The organism is Nocardia sp. NPDC058519 (genome assembly GCF_042719755.1).
Classification (GTDB): domain Bacteria; phylum Actinomycetota; class Actinomycetes; order Mycobacteriales; family Mycobacteriaceae; genus Nocardia.
Window position 1 is genome coordinate 101588 of sequence record NZ_JBHXNK010000019.1, and the last position, 16422, is coordinate 118009.

19 protein-coding genes, 1 tRNA gene and 1 riboswitch are annotated in these 16422 nt (G+C 66.5%); of the genes, 12 read left to right on the forward strand and 8 right to left on the reverse strand.

Annotated elements, in window-relative coordinates; all coding sequences use genetic code 11:
- Positions 1-37: 37 nt before the first annotated feature.
- On the reverse strand, positions 38-1246 hold the full coding sequence (locus ACFWPK_RS21300) for an Ig-like domain-containing protein (RefSeq protein WP_378918316.1): 1209 nt from the start codon (positions 1244-1246) through the stop codon (positions 38-40).
- Between the two features lie 316 nt (positions 1247-1562).
- Here ACFWPK_RS21300 and ACFWPK_RS21305 point away from each other — a divergent pair.
- The 5 genes from ACFWPK_RS21305 to ACFWPK_RS21325 all read left to right on the forward strand — a co-directional run bounded on the left by ACFWPK_RS21305 (position 1563) and on the right by ACFWPK_RS21325 (position 6782).
- Positions 1563-1635 (forward strand) — tRNA-Lys (locus tag ACFWPK_RS21305).
- Positions 1636-1701: 66 nt separating this feature from the next.
- Positions 1702-1833: riboswitch (cobalamin riboswitch) on the forward strand.
- 109 nt (positions 1834-1942) lie between these two features.
- Positions 1943-3472: an ABC transporter substrate-binding protein gene (locus ACFWPK_RS21310; protein ID WP_378918318.1), complete on the forward strand. Its 1530-nt coding sequence runs from the start codon at positions 1943-1945 to the stop codon at positions 3470-3472.
- A gap of 79 nt (positions 3473-3551) precedes the next feature.
- Positions 3552-4523 (forward strand): ABC transporter permease, encoded by a 972-nt coding sequence (locus ACFWPK_RS21315; protein ID WP_378918320.1) that lies wholly within the window; start codon positions 3552-3554, stop codon positions 4521-4523.
- A complete protein-coding gene (locus tag ACFWPK_RS21320) occupies positions 4520-5344 on the forward strand; it encodes an ABC transporter permease (protein ID WP_378918322.1) in 825 nt (274 codons plus the stop codon). The genes ACFWPK_RS21315 and ACFWPK_RS21320 overlap by 4 nt, the downstream gene beginning before the upstream one ends.
- Entirely contained in the window at positions 5337-6782 is a 1446-nt protein-coding gene (locus ACFWPK_RS21325; protein WP_378918324.1) for an ABC transporter ATP-binding protein, read from the forward strand. The genes ACFWPK_RS21320 and ACFWPK_RS21325 overlap by 8 nt, the downstream gene beginning before the upstream one ends.
- 1 nt (position 6783) lies before the next feature.
- Here ACFWPK_RS21325 and ACFWPK_RS21330 read toward each other — a convergent pair whose 3' ends face one another.
- Complete coding sequence (locus tag ACFWPK_RS21330; RefSeq protein ID WP_378918326.1) at positions 6784-7212, reverse strand: MerR family transcriptional regulator; 429 nt, start codon at positions 7210-7212, stop codon at positions 6784-6786.
- 112 nt (positions 7213-7324) lie between these two features.
- Between ACFWPK_RS21330 and ACFWPK_RS21335 the strand changes: the two genes are divergently transcribed.
- From ACFWPK_RS21335 to ACFWPK_RS21345, 3 genes are all read left to right on the forward strand, one after another.
- Positions 7325-8398, forward strand: a complete 1074-nt coding sequence (locus ACFWPK_RS21335) for an alkene reductase (RefSeq protein WP_378918328.1) — start codon at positions 7325-7327, stop codon at positions 8396-8398.
- A 640-nt stretch (positions 8399-9038) separates the two neighbouring features.
- Positions 9039-9665 (forward strand): transglycosylase SLT domain-containing protein, encoded by a 627-nt coding sequence (locus ACFWPK_RS21340; RefSeq protein WP_378918330.1) that lies wholly within the window; start codon positions 9039-9041, stop codon positions 9663-9665.
- An 83-nt stretch (positions 9666-9748) separates the two neighbouring features.
- Positions 9749-10093 carry a hypothetical protein gene (locus ACFWPK_RS21345; protein WP_378918331.1) on the forward strand — a complete coding sequence of 115 codons (345 nt, stop codon included), beginning with the start codon at positions 9749-9751 and terminating at the stop codon, positions 10091-10093.
- A gap of 10 nt (positions 10094-10103) precedes the next feature.
- On the opposite strand, the gene ACFWPK_RS21350 is transcribed toward ACFWPK_RS21345, so the two are convergent.
- The gene (locus tag ACFWPK_RS21350; protein ID WP_378918333.1) at positions 10104-10724 is read right to left on the reverse strand and encodes a LysE/ArgO family amino acid transporter; all 621 of its coding nucleotides are present in this window, start codon (positions 10722-10724) and stop codon (positions 10104-10106) included.
- 71 nt (positions 10725-10795) lie between these two features.
- Between ACFWPK_RS21350 and ACFWPK_RS21355 the strand changes: the two genes are divergently transcribed.
- Positions 10796-11692 (forward strand): LysR family transcriptional regulator ArgP, encoded by an 897-nt coding sequence (locus ACFWPK_RS21355; RefSeq protein WP_378918335.1) that lies wholly within the window; start codon positions 10796-10798, stop codon positions 11690-11692.
- On the opposite strand, the gene ACFWPK_RS21360 is transcribed toward ACFWPK_RS21355, so the two are convergent.
- The 3 genes from ACFWPK_RS21360 to ACFWPK_RS21370 all read right to left on the reverse strand — a co-directional run bounded on the left by ACFWPK_RS21360 (position 11693) and on the right by ACFWPK_RS21370 (position 13305).
- Positions 11693-11830 carry a hypothetical protein gene (locus ACFWPK_RS21360; RefSeq protein WP_378918337.1) on the reverse strand — a complete coding sequence of 46 codons (138 nt, stop codon included), beginning with the start codon at positions 11828-11830 and terminating at the stop codon, positions 11693-11695.
- Positions 11831-11853: 23 nt separating this feature from the next.
- Positions 11854-12660 carry an alpha/beta fold hydrolase gene (locus ACFWPK_RS21365; protein WP_378918339.1) on the reverse strand — a complete coding sequence of 269 codons (807 nt, stop codon included), beginning with the start codon at positions 12658-12660 and terminating at the stop codon, positions 11854-11856.
- 180 nt (positions 12661-12840) lie between these two features.
- A complete protein-coding gene (locus tag ACFWPK_RS21370; protein ID WP_378918341.1) occupies positions 12841-13305 on the reverse strand; it encodes a MarR family winged helix-turn-helix transcriptional regulator in 465 nt (154 codons plus the stop codon).
- A 66-nt stretch (positions 13306-13371) separates the two neighbouring features.
- On the opposite strand from ACFWPK_RS21370, the gene ACFWPK_RS21375 reads away from it, so the two are divergent.
- Both ACFWPK_RS21375 and ACFWPK_RS21380 read left to right on the forward strand, forming a co-directional pair.
- Positions 13372-14340: a pirin family protein gene (locus ACFWPK_RS21375; RefSeq protein WP_378918343.1), complete on the forward strand. Its 969-nt coding sequence runs from the start codon at positions 13372-13374 to the stop codon at positions 14338-14340.
- A 135-nt stretch (positions 14341-14475) separates the two neighbouring features.
- Positions 14476-14772, forward strand: coding sequence for an excalibur calcium-binding domain-containing protein (locus ACFWPK_RS21380; RefSeq protein WP_101464065.1), 297 nt, complete (start codon positions 14476-14478; stop codon positions 14770-14772).
- Positions 14773-14841: 69 nt separating this feature from the next.
- Here the strand turns inward: ACFWPK_RS21380 and ACFWPK_RS21385 are convergent, their stop codons facing one another.
- Entirely contained in the window at positions 14842-15075 is a 234-nt protein-coding gene (locus ACFWPK_RS21385) for a DUF3618 domain-containing protein (RefSeq protein WP_378918345.1), read from the reverse strand.
- Between the two features lie 75 nt (positions 15076-15150).
- On the opposite strand from ACFWPK_RS21385, the gene bcp reads away from it, so the two are divergent.
- The gene (gene bcp / locus ACFWPK_RS21390) at positions 15151-15624 is read left to right on the forward strand and encodes a thioredoxin-dependent thiol peroxidase (protein ID WP_378918347.1); all 474 of its coding nucleotides are present in this window, start codon (positions 15151-15153) and stop codon (positions 15622-15624) included.
- Here the strand turns inward: bcp and ACFWPK_RS21395 are convergent, their stop codons facing one another.
- Positions 15625-16350 (reverse strand): TetR/AcrR family transcriptional regulator, encoded by a 726-nt coding sequence (locus ACFWPK_RS21395; RefSeq protein WP_378918349.1) that lies wholly within the window; start codon positions 16348-16350, stop codon positions 15625-15627.
- Positions 16351-16422 lie beyond the last annotated feature (72 nt).

The following is a 16422-nucleotide window of genomic DNA, read 5'->3' on the forward strand; positions in this document are numbered from 1 at the left end:
GTTTCCGGTGCCCCTTCGTTTTTCGTGCGCTACGCGACTACGGAGCGTCGGCGTTGCCCGCCTTCCATTCCGGCCACGCGATGTTCCAGTCACCCAGCCCGTCGACACCGGACAGGGTGCCACCGACCGTGTTCTTGATGACGGTGATATCACCGCGCTTGGCGTTCTCGTACACCCAGCGCGCGTTCGCCGGACTCAGATTCAGGCAGCCGTGACTCGCGTTGGAGTAACCCTGCTGCCCGACCGACCACGGCGCCGAGTGGAAGAAGATGCCGCTGTAGGAGATTCGCGTCGCGTAGTCGACCGGCGTGCGGTACCCGTCGGCCGAGTTCACCGCCACACCGTAGGTCGAGGAATCCATCACGATCTTCTCGTGCCGGTCGCTGACGATGTAGATGCCATTGTCGGTGGGCGTGCTGTCCTTACCCATCGAGGTGGGCATGGTCATGATCACCTGACCGTTCTTCTCCACCGTCACCTGGTGGGTGTTGTCGTCGGCGGTGAAGATCACCGCGTCGCCGATGGTGAAGAACGAATGGATGTTGTCCTGGCCGAACAGACCCTTGCCCAGGTCCTTGCCGTAGACGTTCACATCGACGGTCACCTTGGTGCCCGGTGCCCAGTAATGCTCTGGGCGCCACCGCACTTCGCGATTGTTCACCCAGTAGAAGGCACCCTCGACAGCGGGCTCGGTGGTGATCTTGATGGCCTCTTGCGCGGCCCGGCGATCGGGGATGTTCTCGTCGAACTGGATCGCCACCGGCTGACCGATGCCGACCACATCACCCTCGCCGGGCAGCAGGTACGGCTTGGTCTGACTCTTCGGCGAGCTGGTGGTGAAGCTCAGCGTGGAGGAGTTCGCGCCACCGAGCCCGATGGCCGAGGCCGTGAGCTGGTAGGTCTTGCCGTAGCCGAGAACCTCGGCGGTCGACCAGGAGCGGCCGTCCGCGGCCAGCTGGCCCGCCACCGTGGTGCCCTGCTGATTGGTCAGCTTGACGTCGGTGAACTTGCCGTCTTCGACCTGGAAGGCCATCGGCATGCCGGGCGAGACGCCGACCTGCCCGTCCTTGATGGTCGAGACCAGCTTCGGCTTGATGAGCTCGGCGAGGGGGTTGCGATCGATCGCCACCTCCACACCGGCACCCTCCGCCGCCGAACACGCCGACGCCCCGAGGGCGAACACCGCCAGCAGCACCACCGGAACGATCGTCCGTAGCGACCGAGGTCGCCCCCGCTTCTTACCCATGTCAACCCCGTTTCCGTACCGACGCGATTACAGTGCGCCGCAGATCCCACCGACCCGAATCGCTAGAGCCATCCGTGTGAGCGGGGGGCGTTACGAACTCGACGTCTCGCCCATTCTGCCAGCTGGCCCGGCCGGTTCCAACGGGAAAGACCCCGCGACACGACCAAGTCACAATCGTTAGATACGCGCGAGGGCCGCTGGTGTTAACAACGCCGAGTGTGCGGCATTGTTGCTGGTCAGCGCCCGATTTCACTTTCCGGCCCACCGCCTGCTAATGTTTGTTCCGCACCGGAGACGGGGCAAAGAACAAAAACACGCGCCATTAGCTCAATTGGCAGAGCAGCTGACTCTTAATCAGCGGGTTCGGGGTTCAAGTCCCTGATGGCGCACAACAGGAAGCCCCTGACCAGGTCAAATGGTCAGGGGCTTCCTTCGTTTCACCGATCGGAACCGTCACCGACCGCACGTGTATGCGTAGGATGACGCCTGTCTGTAGGGAAGTCCGGTGTGAGTCCGGCGCTGTCCCGCAACTGTGAGGCCCGTACGCGGGCCGAAGCCAGATACCTGCGGATGAGGTACTGAACACGGTCGTGATCACGTGGGTATTGATCGATGCGCCGAACCGAGCCGTGCTCTGACGGCTTGTTTCCGCATGTCCTCATCGCGTGAGAGCCAGACGCGATAGGAGCCCTTCCCATGCAGTCCTCGACTCTGCGTCGTCGCACGTTCCTGCTCGGTGGCGCGCTCGCCGCGGGCACTGTTCTGGCCGGCTGCAACCGGTCATCGACATCCGCGGACGGTGCGGTCGACACCTTCACCGCGGCCTTCCAGGGTTCGGGTGCGGGCGAAGGCATCGACCCCGGCGTGAACACCTTGTTCATCGACGAGGCCAGGATGAAATCGGTCTACGACGGGTTGTTCGAGATCGATGCGACGATGACACCGATTCCCCGGCTGGCGGTTTCAGCCGAACCGAACGCCGACGGCACACGATGGCGGATCGCGCTGCGTGAGGCGCGCTGGCACGACGGGAAGGCGTTCACCGCCGATGACGTGCTATACACGTTCTCGCGGGTGCTCGGCCCGCCACAGCGGCGCCCGTTCATCGCCGCGTCGTCGCTGGCGAACGTCGACCTGGCGCGGAGCCGTGCCGTCGATGCCCGCACCGTCGAGATCGCGCTCACCGAACCGTCTTTCGAGTTCCTGATCGCGCTGTCGGCCTACGGAACCAAGATCGTGCAGAACGGTGCCACCGATTTCGACCGGCCGGTGGGCACCGGCCCGTTCGTGTTCGAGTCCTTCGAAGCGGGAAGGCAGTTCGTCGCCACCGCCAACGACCACTATTGGGACGGCGCACCGGAGATCCGCCGGTTGCGGATCGTGAGCGCGGAATCCGACGCCAGGCTCTCGGCCGTGCAGAGCGGCGAGATCGACTACGCCGACAACCTCACACCCTCGGCGGTTCGGACCTTGCAGGGCAAGCGCGGGGTCTCGCTGGGATCGACCCCGAACAGTGGAATCTATTTCTTCGCCATGAAGACCGACCGGGCACCGTTCGATAACCCTGACGTCCGCCGGGCGGTGATGCGGATGCTGGACCGCGACGAACTGGTCAAGGTCGCGCTGGAGGGCCAGGGCGAGGTCGGCAACGATGTTTTCGGCAAGGGCTTCCAGTACTCCGCCGACCTGCCCCAACACAGCTTCGACCCCGACGAGGTGGGGCGCCTGCTCAGTCGTGCCGGGGTGCGCGACCTGTCGTTCGATCTTTTCACCGCGCCCGTCGCGCACGGATTCGTCGAGGCGGCAAGGCTTTTCGCCGAGCACGCCGCACGCTGCGGGGTCAAGGTGAATGTCGTCCTCGGTTCGAAGGACACCTATTACACCGACGCGCTCAACACCGGCCAGCTGACGATGGGCCAGTCCGGACCGTTGCCGATTCCGAACCATTTCGCCTCGCGGCTGCTGACCGGTTCACCACAGAATCGGACGAAGTGGTCCGACCCGGAGTTCGACGCCCTGTACGCGAGGGCACAGGCGACACCGACCGAGCAGGCCCGCGCGGCGATCTATCAGACGATGCACGAGATCCTCTACGACAGAGGTGGATTCGTGTTCTTCGGCAATACGGCGTGGAACACTGCCGCCCGCGATCGGTTCCAGAACCTGCCGGACGCCGTGCCCAATTCGCACGGTTGGGCTCGCTTCAACCGTGTGGGTGCCCGATGACCGTCCTGGACGCCGCGCGGGCGCGGTGCCGGGTCGACCGCTGGGATCGCCGCATCGTGACCAGTATTCGGTAGCGTCCGTGCGTGTTTCGACACCGTATTCCCGATTCCTGGTGCGCCGCAGCGTGATCGGAGCAGGGCAGCTCAGCATACTGATGGTGCTGGTGTTCGGGCTGTCGCTGCTGTTGCCCGGCGACGCGGCCGATGTGCAGAGCAATGATGTACTCGGCGAACAACAGCGGGCGGCGGCACGGCAACTGCTCGGACTCGATGTCGCGCCGGTCAGACGCTTCGCCGACTGGCTCGGTGACGCGGTGACGGGCGACTTCGGTGTCTCCTATGCCAACGGCCGCCCGGTCGCCGAGGTGATCGCGGACCCGTTGCTGACTACCGCGCTGATGGCCGCGCTGGCATTCGTGCTGCTGGTCCCCATCGGTGTCACGGCCGGGTTCGCGGCGGGGCTGCGGCCGGGATCGTGGGTTGATCGCCTCGTCACCACGATCAGTATCGGCCTGGATTCCATTCCGGACTTCGTGCTCGCGGTGCTGTTGGTCAGCTATGTCTCCCTCGAACTCGGCCTGCTCCCCGCGACATTCCTCGGCACCGACCTCGACACCTTGCTCGACCGGCCGGAGTATCTGGTGCTGCCGCTGGTGGTGATGGTCGCCCGCGTCGCCGCTCCCCTGGTTCGGCTCGTGCGTGCCGGGGTGATCGACGTGATCGATCAGCCCTATATCGCCCAGGCCCGACGGCTCGGGGTCGGCCGGGTATCGCTGCTGGCACGCCACGTCGCACCCAACGCGCTCGCGCCCGCGATGCAGGAACTCGGACGCACCGGTGACGGGCTGCTCTCCGGCGTGCTGATCGTCGAGGCGATATTCGTGGTTCCCGGTATCGCCTCGACGCTGATCGGTGCCATCGGCAATCGCGACGACCCGGTGATCCTGGCGATCGTCGCGATCACCGGTGTGATCGCGATCGGGATCAACACCGCCATCGACATCGCCGGGCAACGGATGGTCCCGCATTCGGCCGAAAGCTCGGCCCGATGACCACGCGCCGCTGGATCTACGCGGGCATCGTCGCGGTGCCGCTGATGGTCGCCTTCATCGGTCCGTTCTTCGCCGCCGCCGCGCCGACGCGGCGGCAGGCTCCGTTCGGTCCCTCGGAATGGTCCCCGTTCGGCACCGACCGGCTCGGACGTGATGTCCTGGCCGCGGCACTCACCGGTGGGCAGACCTTCATCCTCATCGCGGCCGTCACCGTCGCGCTCGCCTACGTGGTCGGCGCGGCGATCGGTCTCGCCGCCGCGGCGGCACCTCGAGCGTGGATCGATGAATTGCTGATGCGTCCGATCGACGTGATGCTCTGTCTGCCTTCGCTGCTCATCATCATGGTGGCGGCCCTGCGCACGCGCGGGTCCGCGGTGGCGATCGCGTGCGCGATCGGACTCGCGCTGATCGCGCCGATCACCCGTTTCGTCCGGATGGCGGCCAAGGGGACAGTGCGCGGCCCGGTGATGGACGCGCTGCGGATGCAGGGTGAGAGCCGCACCTTCCGCTACGGGAACTACACCGCAAGGGCGATGGCCCGGCCGATCGCCGCCGACCTCGCTATCCGCTTCACCGCCGCCGTCTATTTCCTCGCTTCGGCGAACTTCCTCGGCCTCGGCTTCGACACCACCTCCACCGACTGGGCGGTGTCGGTGGCCGCCAACAAGGACGCGCTGACCATCGCCCCCTGGTCGGTCGTCCTGCCGGGCGGGCTGATCGTGCTGCTCATCATCGGGATCAATCTGCTCGCCGACGACATGCTCGCTGACCCACGCACCCTGGCCGCTCGGCGGGCAGTCCGGGCGGACCGGCATGGCTGATACCGAGGAACCTCTCATCCGGGTGCGCGGTCTGCGGGTCAGCGCAGGCGAGACCGTGCTCGTCGACGGGGTCGACCTCGACGTACACGGCGGCGAGATCGTGACACTGTTCGGGCCCTCCGGTGCGGGCAAGACCACCATCGCTACCGCGCTCGCCGGTGTTCCGGCGGCGGGCACCGTCGTCTCCGGACAGGTTCTCCACGGTCGCCGCGGCGCGGTCCGCATCGGCTACCTCCCCCAGAACGCGGCGGGGACACTGAATCCCGCCCGCAGGATCGGCACCGCACTCGGCGAACTCGATCGAATCCGCCGACGCCGCAACGGGATCCGCGGGAGCAGTCGAGCCGAGCGGCAACGTCGCATCGCCGAGACCTTGGCGGCCGCGGCCTTCGATATCGACGCACTCGGTGGCGTCCTGCGGAAATATCCGTTCGAGTTCTCCGGTGGCGAACGAGCCCGGCTCGCCCTGGCCCAGGTGCTGACCTTCGACCCCGACGTGCTCGTAGTCGACGAGCCGACCGTTGGGCTCGACCCGATCGCGCGCGCGAAACTGCTCACCGGGCTCGATGATCTGCGCCGCGCGGGCAAGGCCGTCGTGCTCGTCACCCATGACACGTTCGCCCTCGAACAGGTCAGTGATCGCACCCTGTTCATCCGTCACGGCCATCTCCACGAAACCGGCGATCTACCGGTAGCGGTGACCACCGGACCTCTCGATCGAACACCGAAAGCACCGGCCGAGCCCGCGTTGCGGGTACGCGAAGTATCGGTGTCGTACCGCGGTTCGACCGTCCTGCACGCCGTCGACCTCGAACTGCGTCGCGGCGAGATGGTGGCCATGATCGGTGCGTCCGGCGCGGGCAAGTCGACGATCGGCCGCTGCATCGCCGGGCTCGTCACCCCGGACGTGGGCGAAGTACGCCTCGACGACCGCCCGCTGCCGTCGCTACGGCGACGCACCCGAGCCCAGATCGCCGCAGTGCAGTACGTCTGGCAGGAGTCCGCCGCGTCGTTCGACCCGCGCCGCACCGTCCTCGACCAAGTCGCCGCCACCGCGATCCGGCTGACCGGCACCGACCGTTCCCGCGCGGCGGCGGACGCGCTCGAGATACTGCACCACCTGGGAATCGACCACCATCAAGCCCGGCGCTATCCGGCCGGATTGTCAGGTGGCCAGTTGCAGCGTGCCGCGCTGGCCAGGGCACTGGGCGCCCGGCCACGAGTCCTCGTGTGTGACGAGATCACCACGTCGCTGGATCAGCCTCTGGCCCAACGGATTCTGGACCACCTCGACGAGTACCGGCACCGCACCGGCGCCGCGGTGCTGGTGATCAGCCACGACCTGCGCGGTTACCTGCCCCGCGCGGATCGGGTCACGATTGTCGACGCCGGACGCATCATCGAAACCGGCTCACCCGCAACCGCTCTCGACCGTTAGCTCAGCCGGACTCCGCGAGCCGGGTGGCGTCGCATCGGGCGCGCATCACCGCATCGGCGCGGGGTTGCGCCGGGGCGCGCGGGTGATGCGCGCGGTTGACATCCATGAGGCCGTCGAGGGCGTCGCGGGCACGGGTGAGTTCGGCGATGTGGTCGGTCAGCCGGTCACGTTCCTGCGCCATCCGTTCGAAGGCGAGCTCGGAATTCTGCTCGCTGGGGGCGTCCACACAGCGCAGCAGCTGGGAGATCGTGCGGCTGGACACCCCGGCCGCGTACAGCCGGCGCAGCAGCAGCACCCGGTCGACGTGGTCGAGGGTGTAATGCCTTTGGCCGCTGGGACTTCGAGTGCTGGTCAGCAGCCCCTGTTCCTCGTAGTAGCGCAGCGACCGGACACTGACTCCCGTGTTGGTGGACAACTCCCCGATCCGCACAGGTTCCTCCTCGTGATCTGCGACACAGACCGTTGCCTCTCACATCCGTGTCAGCTTTTAGCGTAGGTCTATCGCCGGCAACCCGGCGAGTCGGACTATCTGGAGAAGCGACATGGCATCCCTATTCGAAAGCTCTCGGCTCGGTGACCTGGTACTGCCCAACCGCGTGGTGATGGCCCCGATGAGCAGGGTCCGCGCCGCCGCGGGCGGCCTGGCCACCCCATCGATGGCCAGTTACTACGCCCAGCGGGCGACCGCAGGCTTGATCGTGAGCGAGGGAACGCACCCGAACCCGGTGGGGCAATCCAATCCGGGCACCCCCGGACTGCACACCGACGAACAGGTCGCGGCGTGGCGGCAGGTGACCGACGCGGTGCACGTCAACGGTGGCCGCATCTTCGCTCAGATCATGCACGGCGGGCGGGTCTCCCACCCTGACACCACCGGACTGCAGCCGGTCGGCCCGTCCGCCGTGCCCGCTACCGGCGAAGTGTTCACCCCCACCGGACCACAGCCCGTGCCCGTGCCGCGCGCCCTGGACATCGCCGAGATCCCCGACCACGTCGAGGCCTACGCCGAGTCAGCGCGCCGGGCCGTCGACGCCGGTTTCGACGGCGTCGAACTGCACGGTGCGAACGGGTATCTGATCTCGCAGTTCCTGTCCTCGAACGCGAACCTGCGCACCGACCGCTTCGGCGGTTCGATCCGCAACCGCATCCGGTTCGCCGTCGAGGCGGTCGCCGCCACCGTCGACGCGGTCGGTGCGGCCAGGACCGGTATCCGGCTGTCCCCGGGCGGGGAGTTCTGGGGTGTGGCGGAAACCGATGTCCCCGCGCTGTACCGCGAGTTGCTGACCGAACTCGCTCGCCTCGATCCGGCCTATATCCACCTGGAGGCGACCACCGACCACGAGGTGCTGCTGAAGTTGCGGCGGACATGGCCGGGCACGCTCATCATGAACCCGGTGCTGCCGATGGGACCGAAGCAGACCGGACTCACCGAGGCCGAGCACTGGCTGGAACTGGGCGCGGATCTCATCAGTTTCGGTCGAGCCTTCCTCGCCAACCCGGATCTCGTCGAACGATTGCGCAACCACCTGCCACTCGCACCGGCGGACGAATCGACCTACTACCAGGGCGGAGACAACGGCTACCTGACCTACCCGGCGCATCAGTACGCCGCATGAGCCAGTTCGAGTGACGGCGCACCAACGACCGCATCCCGGCAGTTACCTCAACTGCCGGGATGCGGTCGTTCTGCTGCGGGTCGCCTGCCAGACGACGGTCACGGTCTCGTTATCGAACCGCCATGGAGAATCCCGCGCTAGAGCGCTCAGACCCCGGTTCGGACTCCCCCGAGCTGCGCAAACCCCCGCAAAACCCGATTCGGGCGAACTTTTTTTGTGACGGCCACCACGCAGTTCGGAGTTCTAAACCTCCTGCATACATAACGATTCTGCAACTGCCCGGAAAGGAAACAAGATCGGCAACGTTTGCCGTTCAAGTTTCGTTTACCTTGCGTTAACCCTTCGTGACCATTCTGTCATCAGGTCACAAACGGACCTGCGGTTTGGTTAGCCCGGAAGTATCCAACCTCCGATAGCACCGAACAGCGCGTGGTCTCCCCGCAGCCAGCTGTGGAGCACCGTGCGACGCCAGCGATGAACTGCCACCGAGCGTTCGTCCCCCGACAGTGTCGCACCTTCCCCATACAGACAGAAACAACGCATCGCCTGACCGGCGTGTACTCCCGTGCGCGCTGCGCGATCCATCGCGCCCTCCTCCAGGGCCTGCGTCGCCAGACAGAGATGAAGGAACAGAAGAAACATGCTCATCAAAGACAAGCTCAGCACCGTTATCGGCCGTCGCTCGCGCCGTGAGGCGTTCACCGTGGCAGTTGCCGCGGTCGGTCTGGTCGCCGTAGCCGCGTCCTCCGCCGTCTCGTTCGCCGACGACAGCGTCCCCGAGCGTGCCGCCATCGTCGAGCAGGTGGAGAACATCCCCGCCGTCGGCGCCGCACCTGCTGTTCAGGCCATCCCGGCGCCCGCGCCGCAGGCCGCTCCGGCCCCCGCGCCGCAGGCCGCTCCGGCTCCCGAGGTCGCCCCGGCCCCGATGCCCGAGGTGAAGTCCTACGAGGACAACCTGCACGGCTGGATCACCGAGGCTCTCGACATCATGGCCGCCAAGGGCATCCCCGGCAGCTACGAGGGCATCCACCGCAACATCATGCGTGAGTCGACCGGTAACCCCCAGGCGATCAACCTGTGGGACATCAACGCGATCAACGGCATCCCCTCCAAGGGCCTGCTCCAGGTGATCGACCCCACCTTCGCGGCCTACCACGTCGAGGGCACTCCCTTCGACGTGTGGAACCCGGTGTCCAACATCGTCGCGGCCTGCAACTACGCGGCCAACCGCTACGGCTCGATGGACAACGTCAACAGCGCGTACTGATACAACCGTCAACAGACGGGGTAACGCCCCCGCTCCGGTCATCGCCGACCGGAGCGGGGGCGTTTCGTCGTAGAATCGCCGTCGTGCCAGACAGCGCCGATCAGGCACCCGATCACGCGCATTCCGACGCGGCCACCGCCAGCCGCGTCGCCAAAGCCCGCCGCATGGCCGCCTACGCCTGGTCGCGCGACATCCGCAGCGCCGAACTCCTCGCCCTGCCCGCGACCACCCTGCGCAAGCTGGCCCGCGCCGCCGACACCAACCCGCCGAGCACCGGCGAGACCTGGCAGGTGGTCGCCGACCTCCTCGACCAGAAGGACGCCTGGGCAGCCCGCAACCCCGAGCACGCCGCCGCGGTGCGCACACACGCCGACGAGAAACTGCTGTGGGTGAAGCCCCCGGTGAAGCCGTGGGCAGCGCAGTCCTAGCGATACCGGCTCAGGCGAGCAGCAGCCCGGCGGCCAGCGCGAGCATGACCACCGCGATCAGCGAATCGAGGACACGCCACGCGATCGGGCGCGCGAAGAGCGGACCGAGCCTGCGAGCACCGTAGCCGAGGGCAACGAACCAGATGACGCTGGCGAGCATGGCGCCCGCGGCCAGGAACCAGCGGTCGGGCGAGGCGTAGGTGCTGGCGAAGGAACCGAGCAGGACCAGCGTGTCGAGATACACGTGCGGATTGAGCCAGGTCAGAGCCAGGCCGGTGAGCACGGACGCGCCGACGGCCACCGAGGCGCCCGCCGCTTCGGCGATCAAGGCCGACGAACCGAGGGCGCGCCGAGCCGCCAGCAGCGCGTAGCCGACCAGGAAGGCCGCCCCCGCGTACCGGGCAACGGTCAGCACCGCCGGAAACGACTCGACGATCGTCCCGAAGCCGGCCACCCCCGCGCCGATCAACACGATGTCGGACACCGCGCACACCGCGATCACCGGCAACACGTGCTGCCCACGCACCCCTTGGCGCAGCACGAACGCGTTCTGCGCGCCGATCGCCACGATGAGCGAGAGCCCGAAGCCCAATCCGGAGAGGGCGGCCAGCGCCGCCGATGATGCCGTCACTCCCTCGACGTTAAGAGAGCGTCAATTTTCAGTCCAGCTAATGATTCTTCACAACCATTAGAGTTGCTTATGTGGATCTCCAGCTGGACCAGTTGCGCGCGCTCAACGCAGTGCTCACCGAGGGCACCTTCGACGCGGCCGCGCGCCGGCTCAACCTCACTCCGTCGGCGATCAGCCAGCGCATCAAGGCACTGGAGGAATCAGCCGGAAGGGTGCTGGTGCAACGCTCGAAACCGGTGCGCCCCACCGAATCCGGGCTCGCGGTGCTGCGATTGGCCAGGCAGGTGGAATTGCTCGCCGGCGACACCGCGCGCGAACTCGGCGATGCCGACCGCCCCGCCGACCGACCGATCCGCATCCCGATCGCCGTGAACGCCGACTCACTCGAATCGTGGGTGATGCCCGCGCTCGCGAGCGTGCCCGCCGGGATCTCCTTCGACCTGCACCGCGAAGACGAGGAACACACCACCCAGTTGCTCCGCGACGGCACAGTGACAGCCGCGATCACCGCGACCGCGACGCCGGTACAGGGCTGCACCGTGACCCCGCTGGGCGCGATGCGCTATCGCCCGACGGCGACCCCGCGGTTCGTCCGCACCTGGTTTCCCGACGGCCCGACCCCGGCCGCCTACACCCACGCGCCCGTCGTGCACTTCGACCGCAAAGACGATCTGCAATTCCGCCAGCTACGCCGCCGCACCCGTCGCCAGGTCGATCCGCCGGGTCATTACGTGCCGTCGTCGAGCGCGTTCGCAAATGCGGTGCGGCTCGGACTCGGCTGGGGCATGCTGCCCGATCTGCAAACCGAGAAGGATCGCACCGCAGGCACTTTGGTGAACATCGAGGGCGACTCCCACATCGACGTCCCGCTGTACTGGCAGCAGTGGAAACTCCACTCCCCCGCGCTCACCGCCGTCGCCACCGCGATCGCCGCGGCCGCGGCATCCGCGCTCACGACGCCGGGTTAGCTACCGAACCGTATCGTCGAGATCCGGAACCACGCTCAGCCCCCACTGATTGGCACAGCCGGTACACACCCACGTTCCGTTCATCTCCCGATAGGTGTACTCGTAGTCGCAGGCGGGGCAGTTCGAGGAATCACGCATGACAGATCCTTGTGAGTGGTGAATTATCGAGCAGCGGAGAGGAATTCGATCAGGAGGCGATTGACCTCATCGGGCCGCTCCAGATACCCGTAGTGCCCACACCGTTCGATCTCGGTGTAGGTGGCCGTCGGGATCGCCTCGGCGACCTCCCGGCAGAACTGGGGCGGCACCATCTGATCATCGGCGAACCCGACAACCAAGCTGGGCACCGAGATCCCCCGATACGCCGCCCGCCGATCCTGCGACCGATCCATCCCCGCTTGCGCCCGAGTACCGGGAGTTCCCTTCCCCGAGGTGAATTCGAAGATATCGAGCCACTCCTGCGCCTTGGCCGGATCGGCCAGGGTGTGCGGCGACAGATTGATCATCGCCTTGACCGCGGCCGCGTACTCCGGCGGCAACTGGATCCCCTTGTCGAACAACGCCTGCTCCCCCTTGCTGAGGGCGCTCGTCACCGGATGCGGACGCGCGGTGGCCGCGAACATCACGGCCTTGCGCAGCAGCTCCGGCCGAACCAACGCGAGCTCGGCGACAATCCGCGATCCCATCGAGGTACCGACCACATGCGCTGGGGCACCGAGGTGTTCGATCAGCGCGGCGGTGTCACCGACCAGTTGCGCCATGGTGATTCCGCCGGCCGACTCCGACGACGGCGCGATCCCCCGATTGTCGACAGTCGCGACGGTGAAACCCGCCTCGACCAGGGCAGGCACCTGATAGTTGCGCCAGACACGTCCAGGACTCCCACTACCCATCACGAGCAGGACAAGCGGTCCCGAACCGGTGACGTCGTAGTTGAGCTGAATGCCGTTGAGCGAGGCGATGGGCATATCTCAACCTACCGCCACCGGGGGCGGGATCGGCAGCGAGGACAACCACGCAGCATCATCTGACCGACACCGCGCACAGCATGCCCACTGAAACGATGAACCCGGCTGCCTTCATGCCACCGCCCCTGCGTGCGAAGTTCGAGCTCTGTCTACTGCGCATCGGGCCGTGGGCCTGAATCGTTAACCGGCCGAATCGCTTCGGGCCTCGCCTGCCGCTGTCACCTTCGCGGCCAGTGAGCGGATCGCCGCGCTTTCCGCATCGGTCATCCGGTCGATGAACAACTCCCGCACCAATTCGACGTGCTCGGGCGCGGCTTCGCGCAACACCTCGCGTCCGGCCTCGGTCAGCGAGACGACGATTCCGCGCGCGTCGTCCGCTGCGGGCACCCGAGCGACGAGTCCACGCGTGGCCATCCGGGCCAGCTGCTTGGACAACCGGGACTTGTCCCAGCAGACCTTTGCGGCGAGCTCCTTGGCCCGCAGGCATCCTTCGGGTGTCGCCGACAGCGGCACCAACAGCTCGTAGTCGGCCATCGACAGTCCGTGTTCGGCCAGGCCCGCGGCCAGGACGGCGTCCAGTCGCTGGCGCATCAGGATGTAGGACTGCCAGGTCTGCTGCTCTTCTTCGGACAACCATCGGGGCACGGGAATGATTCTAGGACGTAGTTGGTTGACATGGAAACCAACTACGTAGCACCCAGGAGGCACCCCATGCCAGCTATCACCGTCGACGACATCATGGTGCTGCCCCGTCCCGATGTCACCGAGACCCAGCGTCCGGTTCGACAGGTCGTCACCGCCGCGCGCCAGCAGGAAGGTGCCGGATTCGAGGTGACCCGGCCGTTCCCCAGCGTCGACCTGCGCTCGGCCGACCCGTTCATCCTGCTCGACCAGATGGGCCCGGTGGCCTACGAGCCGTACGAGGCCAAGGGCGCGCCGTGGCATCCGCACCGCGGCTTCGAAACCGTCACGTACATGCTCGACGGCACCATGGTGCACCACGATTCCCAAGGTGGTGGCGGTGTGATCGGCGAGGGCGACACACAGTGGATGACCGCGGGCTCCGGCATGCTGCACGACGAACTGCCCGAGGAGAAGCTCGTGATCTCCGGCGGCACGTTTCACGGAATCCAGCTGTGGGTGAACCTGCCACGATCGAACAAGTTCGCCACCCCGCGCTACCAGGACCTGCGCGCGAGTGAACTGACCCTGGTCAGCTCGCACGACGGCGGTGCGCTCGTGCGCGTCATCGCCGGTGAGGTCGCCGGATTCGCGGGTCCCGGTTCCACCTACACCCCGATCGCCTACGCCCACGCCTCGCTCGTGCCCGGCGCCCAGCTGGAAACACCATGGCCGAAGGACTTCACCGCGATGGCCTATGTGCTGTCGGGCAGCGGCACGGTCGGCGTCGATCGCAGGCCGATCAGCGCCGGGCAGCTGGTGGTCTTCGGCAAGGGCGACGCCATCACCCTGACCGCCGACCTCACCCAGCGCAGCACCACCGGCGATCTCGAGGTACTGCTCCTCGGCGGAACTCCCTTGCGCGAACCGGTGATTCAATACGGTCCGTTCGTCATGAACACTCGCCAGGAAATCATCGACGCGATGGAGGATTTCAACGCGGGCCGAATGGGCACCATCCCGGCCGAACACCTGACCGGACACCGCCTGGGCGAATAACCGACCACGACTCGCGGCGAATCCCCCTCCCCGTGCGGTTGACAATCGGACGCCCCGTCATCAAGGTGGACGGGGCCTACCGGCCATCATCGTGGCCGTGACCACACCCGAACCGCAGCAGACATAGAGGAATTCATGAACGTTCGCCGGCTCACCGTCAGCCTTGCCGCCGTAGGGCTCGCCCTGATCGCCGCACCCGTCGCCCACGCCAACCCGTTCGCGGGCTCGGCGGGCACCGGTTCGTCCAGCTTCGACTCCATTCTCGGAGCCACCGGCTCGGCCAACCTGGTCCAGTCCGGTTCGGCCGGTGGGGCGTTCCGTAGCTGCGACGATGCGATGGCCGCGGGCCGCGCGCCGCTGTTCCGCGGTGAGGCGGGCTACTCGCCGCACCTCGATCCCGATGGCGACGGCCTGGCCTGCCCCACGCAGTAAAAAGCACAAAAAAACACCCGATGTGACTCGTTGGCACATCGGGTGTTTTTTGTTGTCCGGCCGGCTGATTCAGCGGCGGAAGATCTTGATCAGGACCAGGCCGGCCACGAGGGCGCCCGCTCCGATCAGCGTGTATTTGACCTTCGGCTCGTTCAACTTGGCGACCACCATATTTTTGGTGTCGTCCGCGATCCGTTGCGGATCGGCGCGCACCGCCAGTTCGTCGAGCGTGGTCGCCAACCGGGTACGCGCGATCTCGATCTCGCGTTCGATCCGGTCGGTGTCGTCCTTGGCCACCGTCACCTCCAGGTATATGTCTACTGCTCGGCACCGAGTCTATCCATGCCCTCGACCGGCCCGGTCGGTTACCGTGCGGTGGTGACCGACAACCATCGCCTCTCCCCCGGAGACACCGCTCCCGAATTCACGCTGCCCGACGCCGACGGCAACGACGTGTCGCTGTCGGACTACCGCGGCCGCAAGGTGATCGTCTATTTCTACCCGGCCGCCAGTACCCCCGGCTGCACCAAGCAGGCCTGCGATTTCCGCGACAACCTGACCGAGCTCGGCGGCGCCGGCCTCGAGGTCATCGGCATCTCGCCCGACAAGCCCGCCAAGCTGGCCAAGTTCCGCGACAACGAGGGCCTGACCTTCCCGTTGCTCTCCGACCCCGAGCGCGAGGTGCTCAAAGAATGGGGCGCGTTCGGCGAGAAGATGATGTACGGCAAGACCGTGACGGGCGTGATCCGCTCGACCTTCGTGGTCGACGAGAAGGGCAAGATCGAGGTCGCCCAGTACAACGTCCGGGCCACCGGCCACGTCGCCAAGTTGCGCCGCGATCTGTCGGTGTAGTCAGTCGCCGAACGTGGCGATGAACACCTCGTAACCGTCGAGCAGTCGGGCCAGGCCGAATTCGAAATCGGCCTGTTCCCAATTGATTTCCTCGTTATCGAAGGCCGCACCGGCGAGGGCGGCCGACATCGCGGGAAAGCGGACGGGATCGACCATCGTGGCCATGATCGTGGTGAAGGCGGCCCCCTCGCCGATACGCAAGTCGCGGGCCGCCCGTCGCCTGCCGACCACGAACATCGACAGGTTCATCACCAACTGGAGTTTGATCGGTTCCGGCAGGGGTTGCGCACGGAGTGCCTGTAGACCGGCATCGAGCCAGGCAATACTGTTCGGACCCATCGGCGGTCCACTCTGCGGGATATCCACCCACCACTCGTGGATACCGATGATCTCGAACTCTGCCAGCGCCCACTGCCGCAAACCCTCCCGCCACGTCGAGCCGCCCACCACGGCGGGTGGCTGCCCGACGACCCGGTCGACCAGCAGATTCACCAGCATGGTCTTGCTGTCGACGTAGCGGTACAGCGACATGGCGGTGAAACCGAGTTGCTTGGCGACCCGGTTCATCGACAGTGCCGCATAGCCCTCCGCATCGGCCACCTCGATGGCGGCGTCCAGGATCTGGTCGAGGGTCAGTGCCCGCTTGGGTCCACGACCGCCCGGTTCGTGCAGGCCCCACATCAACTGGACCGCTTTCGGCAGCCCCGGATCGCCGGGTGTCGTCATCGTCCTCCTCCGCTCGCGTCGACTCTAGCGGTGCACGCTCTTGCGCCAAGGAACTGATTACAGTATAAACTG

Coding starts and splice junctions, on each gene's coding strand:
- ACFWPK_RS21360 (WP_378918337.1), bottom strand. CDS start 11,830: ATGCGTGATTCCTCGAACTGCCCCGCCTGCGACTACGAGTACACCTAT.
- ACFWPK_RS21320 (WP_378918322.1), top strand. CDS start 4,520: ATGACCACGCGCCGCTGGATCTACGCGGGCATCGTCGCGGTGCCGCTG.
- ACFWPK_RS21310 (WP_378918318.1), top strand. CDS start 1,943: ATGCAGTCCTCGACTCTGCGTCGTCGCACGTTCCTGCTCGGTGGCGCG.
- ACFWPK_RS21340 (WP_378918330.1), top strand. CDS start 9,039: ATGCTCATCAAAGACAAGCTCAGCACCGTTATCGGCCGTCGCTCGCGC.
- ACFWPK_RS21375 (WP_378918343.1), top strand. CDS start 13,372: ATGCCAGCTATCACCGTCGACGACATCATGGTGCTGCCCCGTCCCGAT.
- ACFWPK_RS21365 (WP_378918339.1), bottom strand. CDS start 12,660: ATGCCCATCGCCTCGCTCAACGGCATTCAGCTCAACTACGACGTCACC.
- ACFWPK_RS21380 (WP_101464065.1), top strand. CDS start 14,476: ATGAACGTTCGCCGGCTCACCGTCAGCCTTGCCGCCGTAGGGCTCGCC.
- ACFWPK_RS21335 (WP_378918328.1), top strand. CDS start 7,325: ATGGCATCCCTATTCGAAAGCTCTCGGCTCGGTGACCTGGTACTGCCC.
- ACFWPK_RS21300 (WP_378918316.1), bottom strand. CDS start 1,246: ATGGGTAAGAAGCGGGGGCGACCTCGGTCGCTACGGACGATCGTTCCG.
- ACFWPK_RS21325 (WP_378918324.1), top strand. CDS start 5,337: ATGGCTGATACCGAGGAACCTCTCATCCGGGTGCGCGGTCTGCGGGTC.
- ACFWPK_RS21395 (WP_378918349.1), bottom strand. CDS start 16,350: ATGACGACACCCGGCGATCCGGGGCTGCCGAAAGCGGTCCAGTTGATG.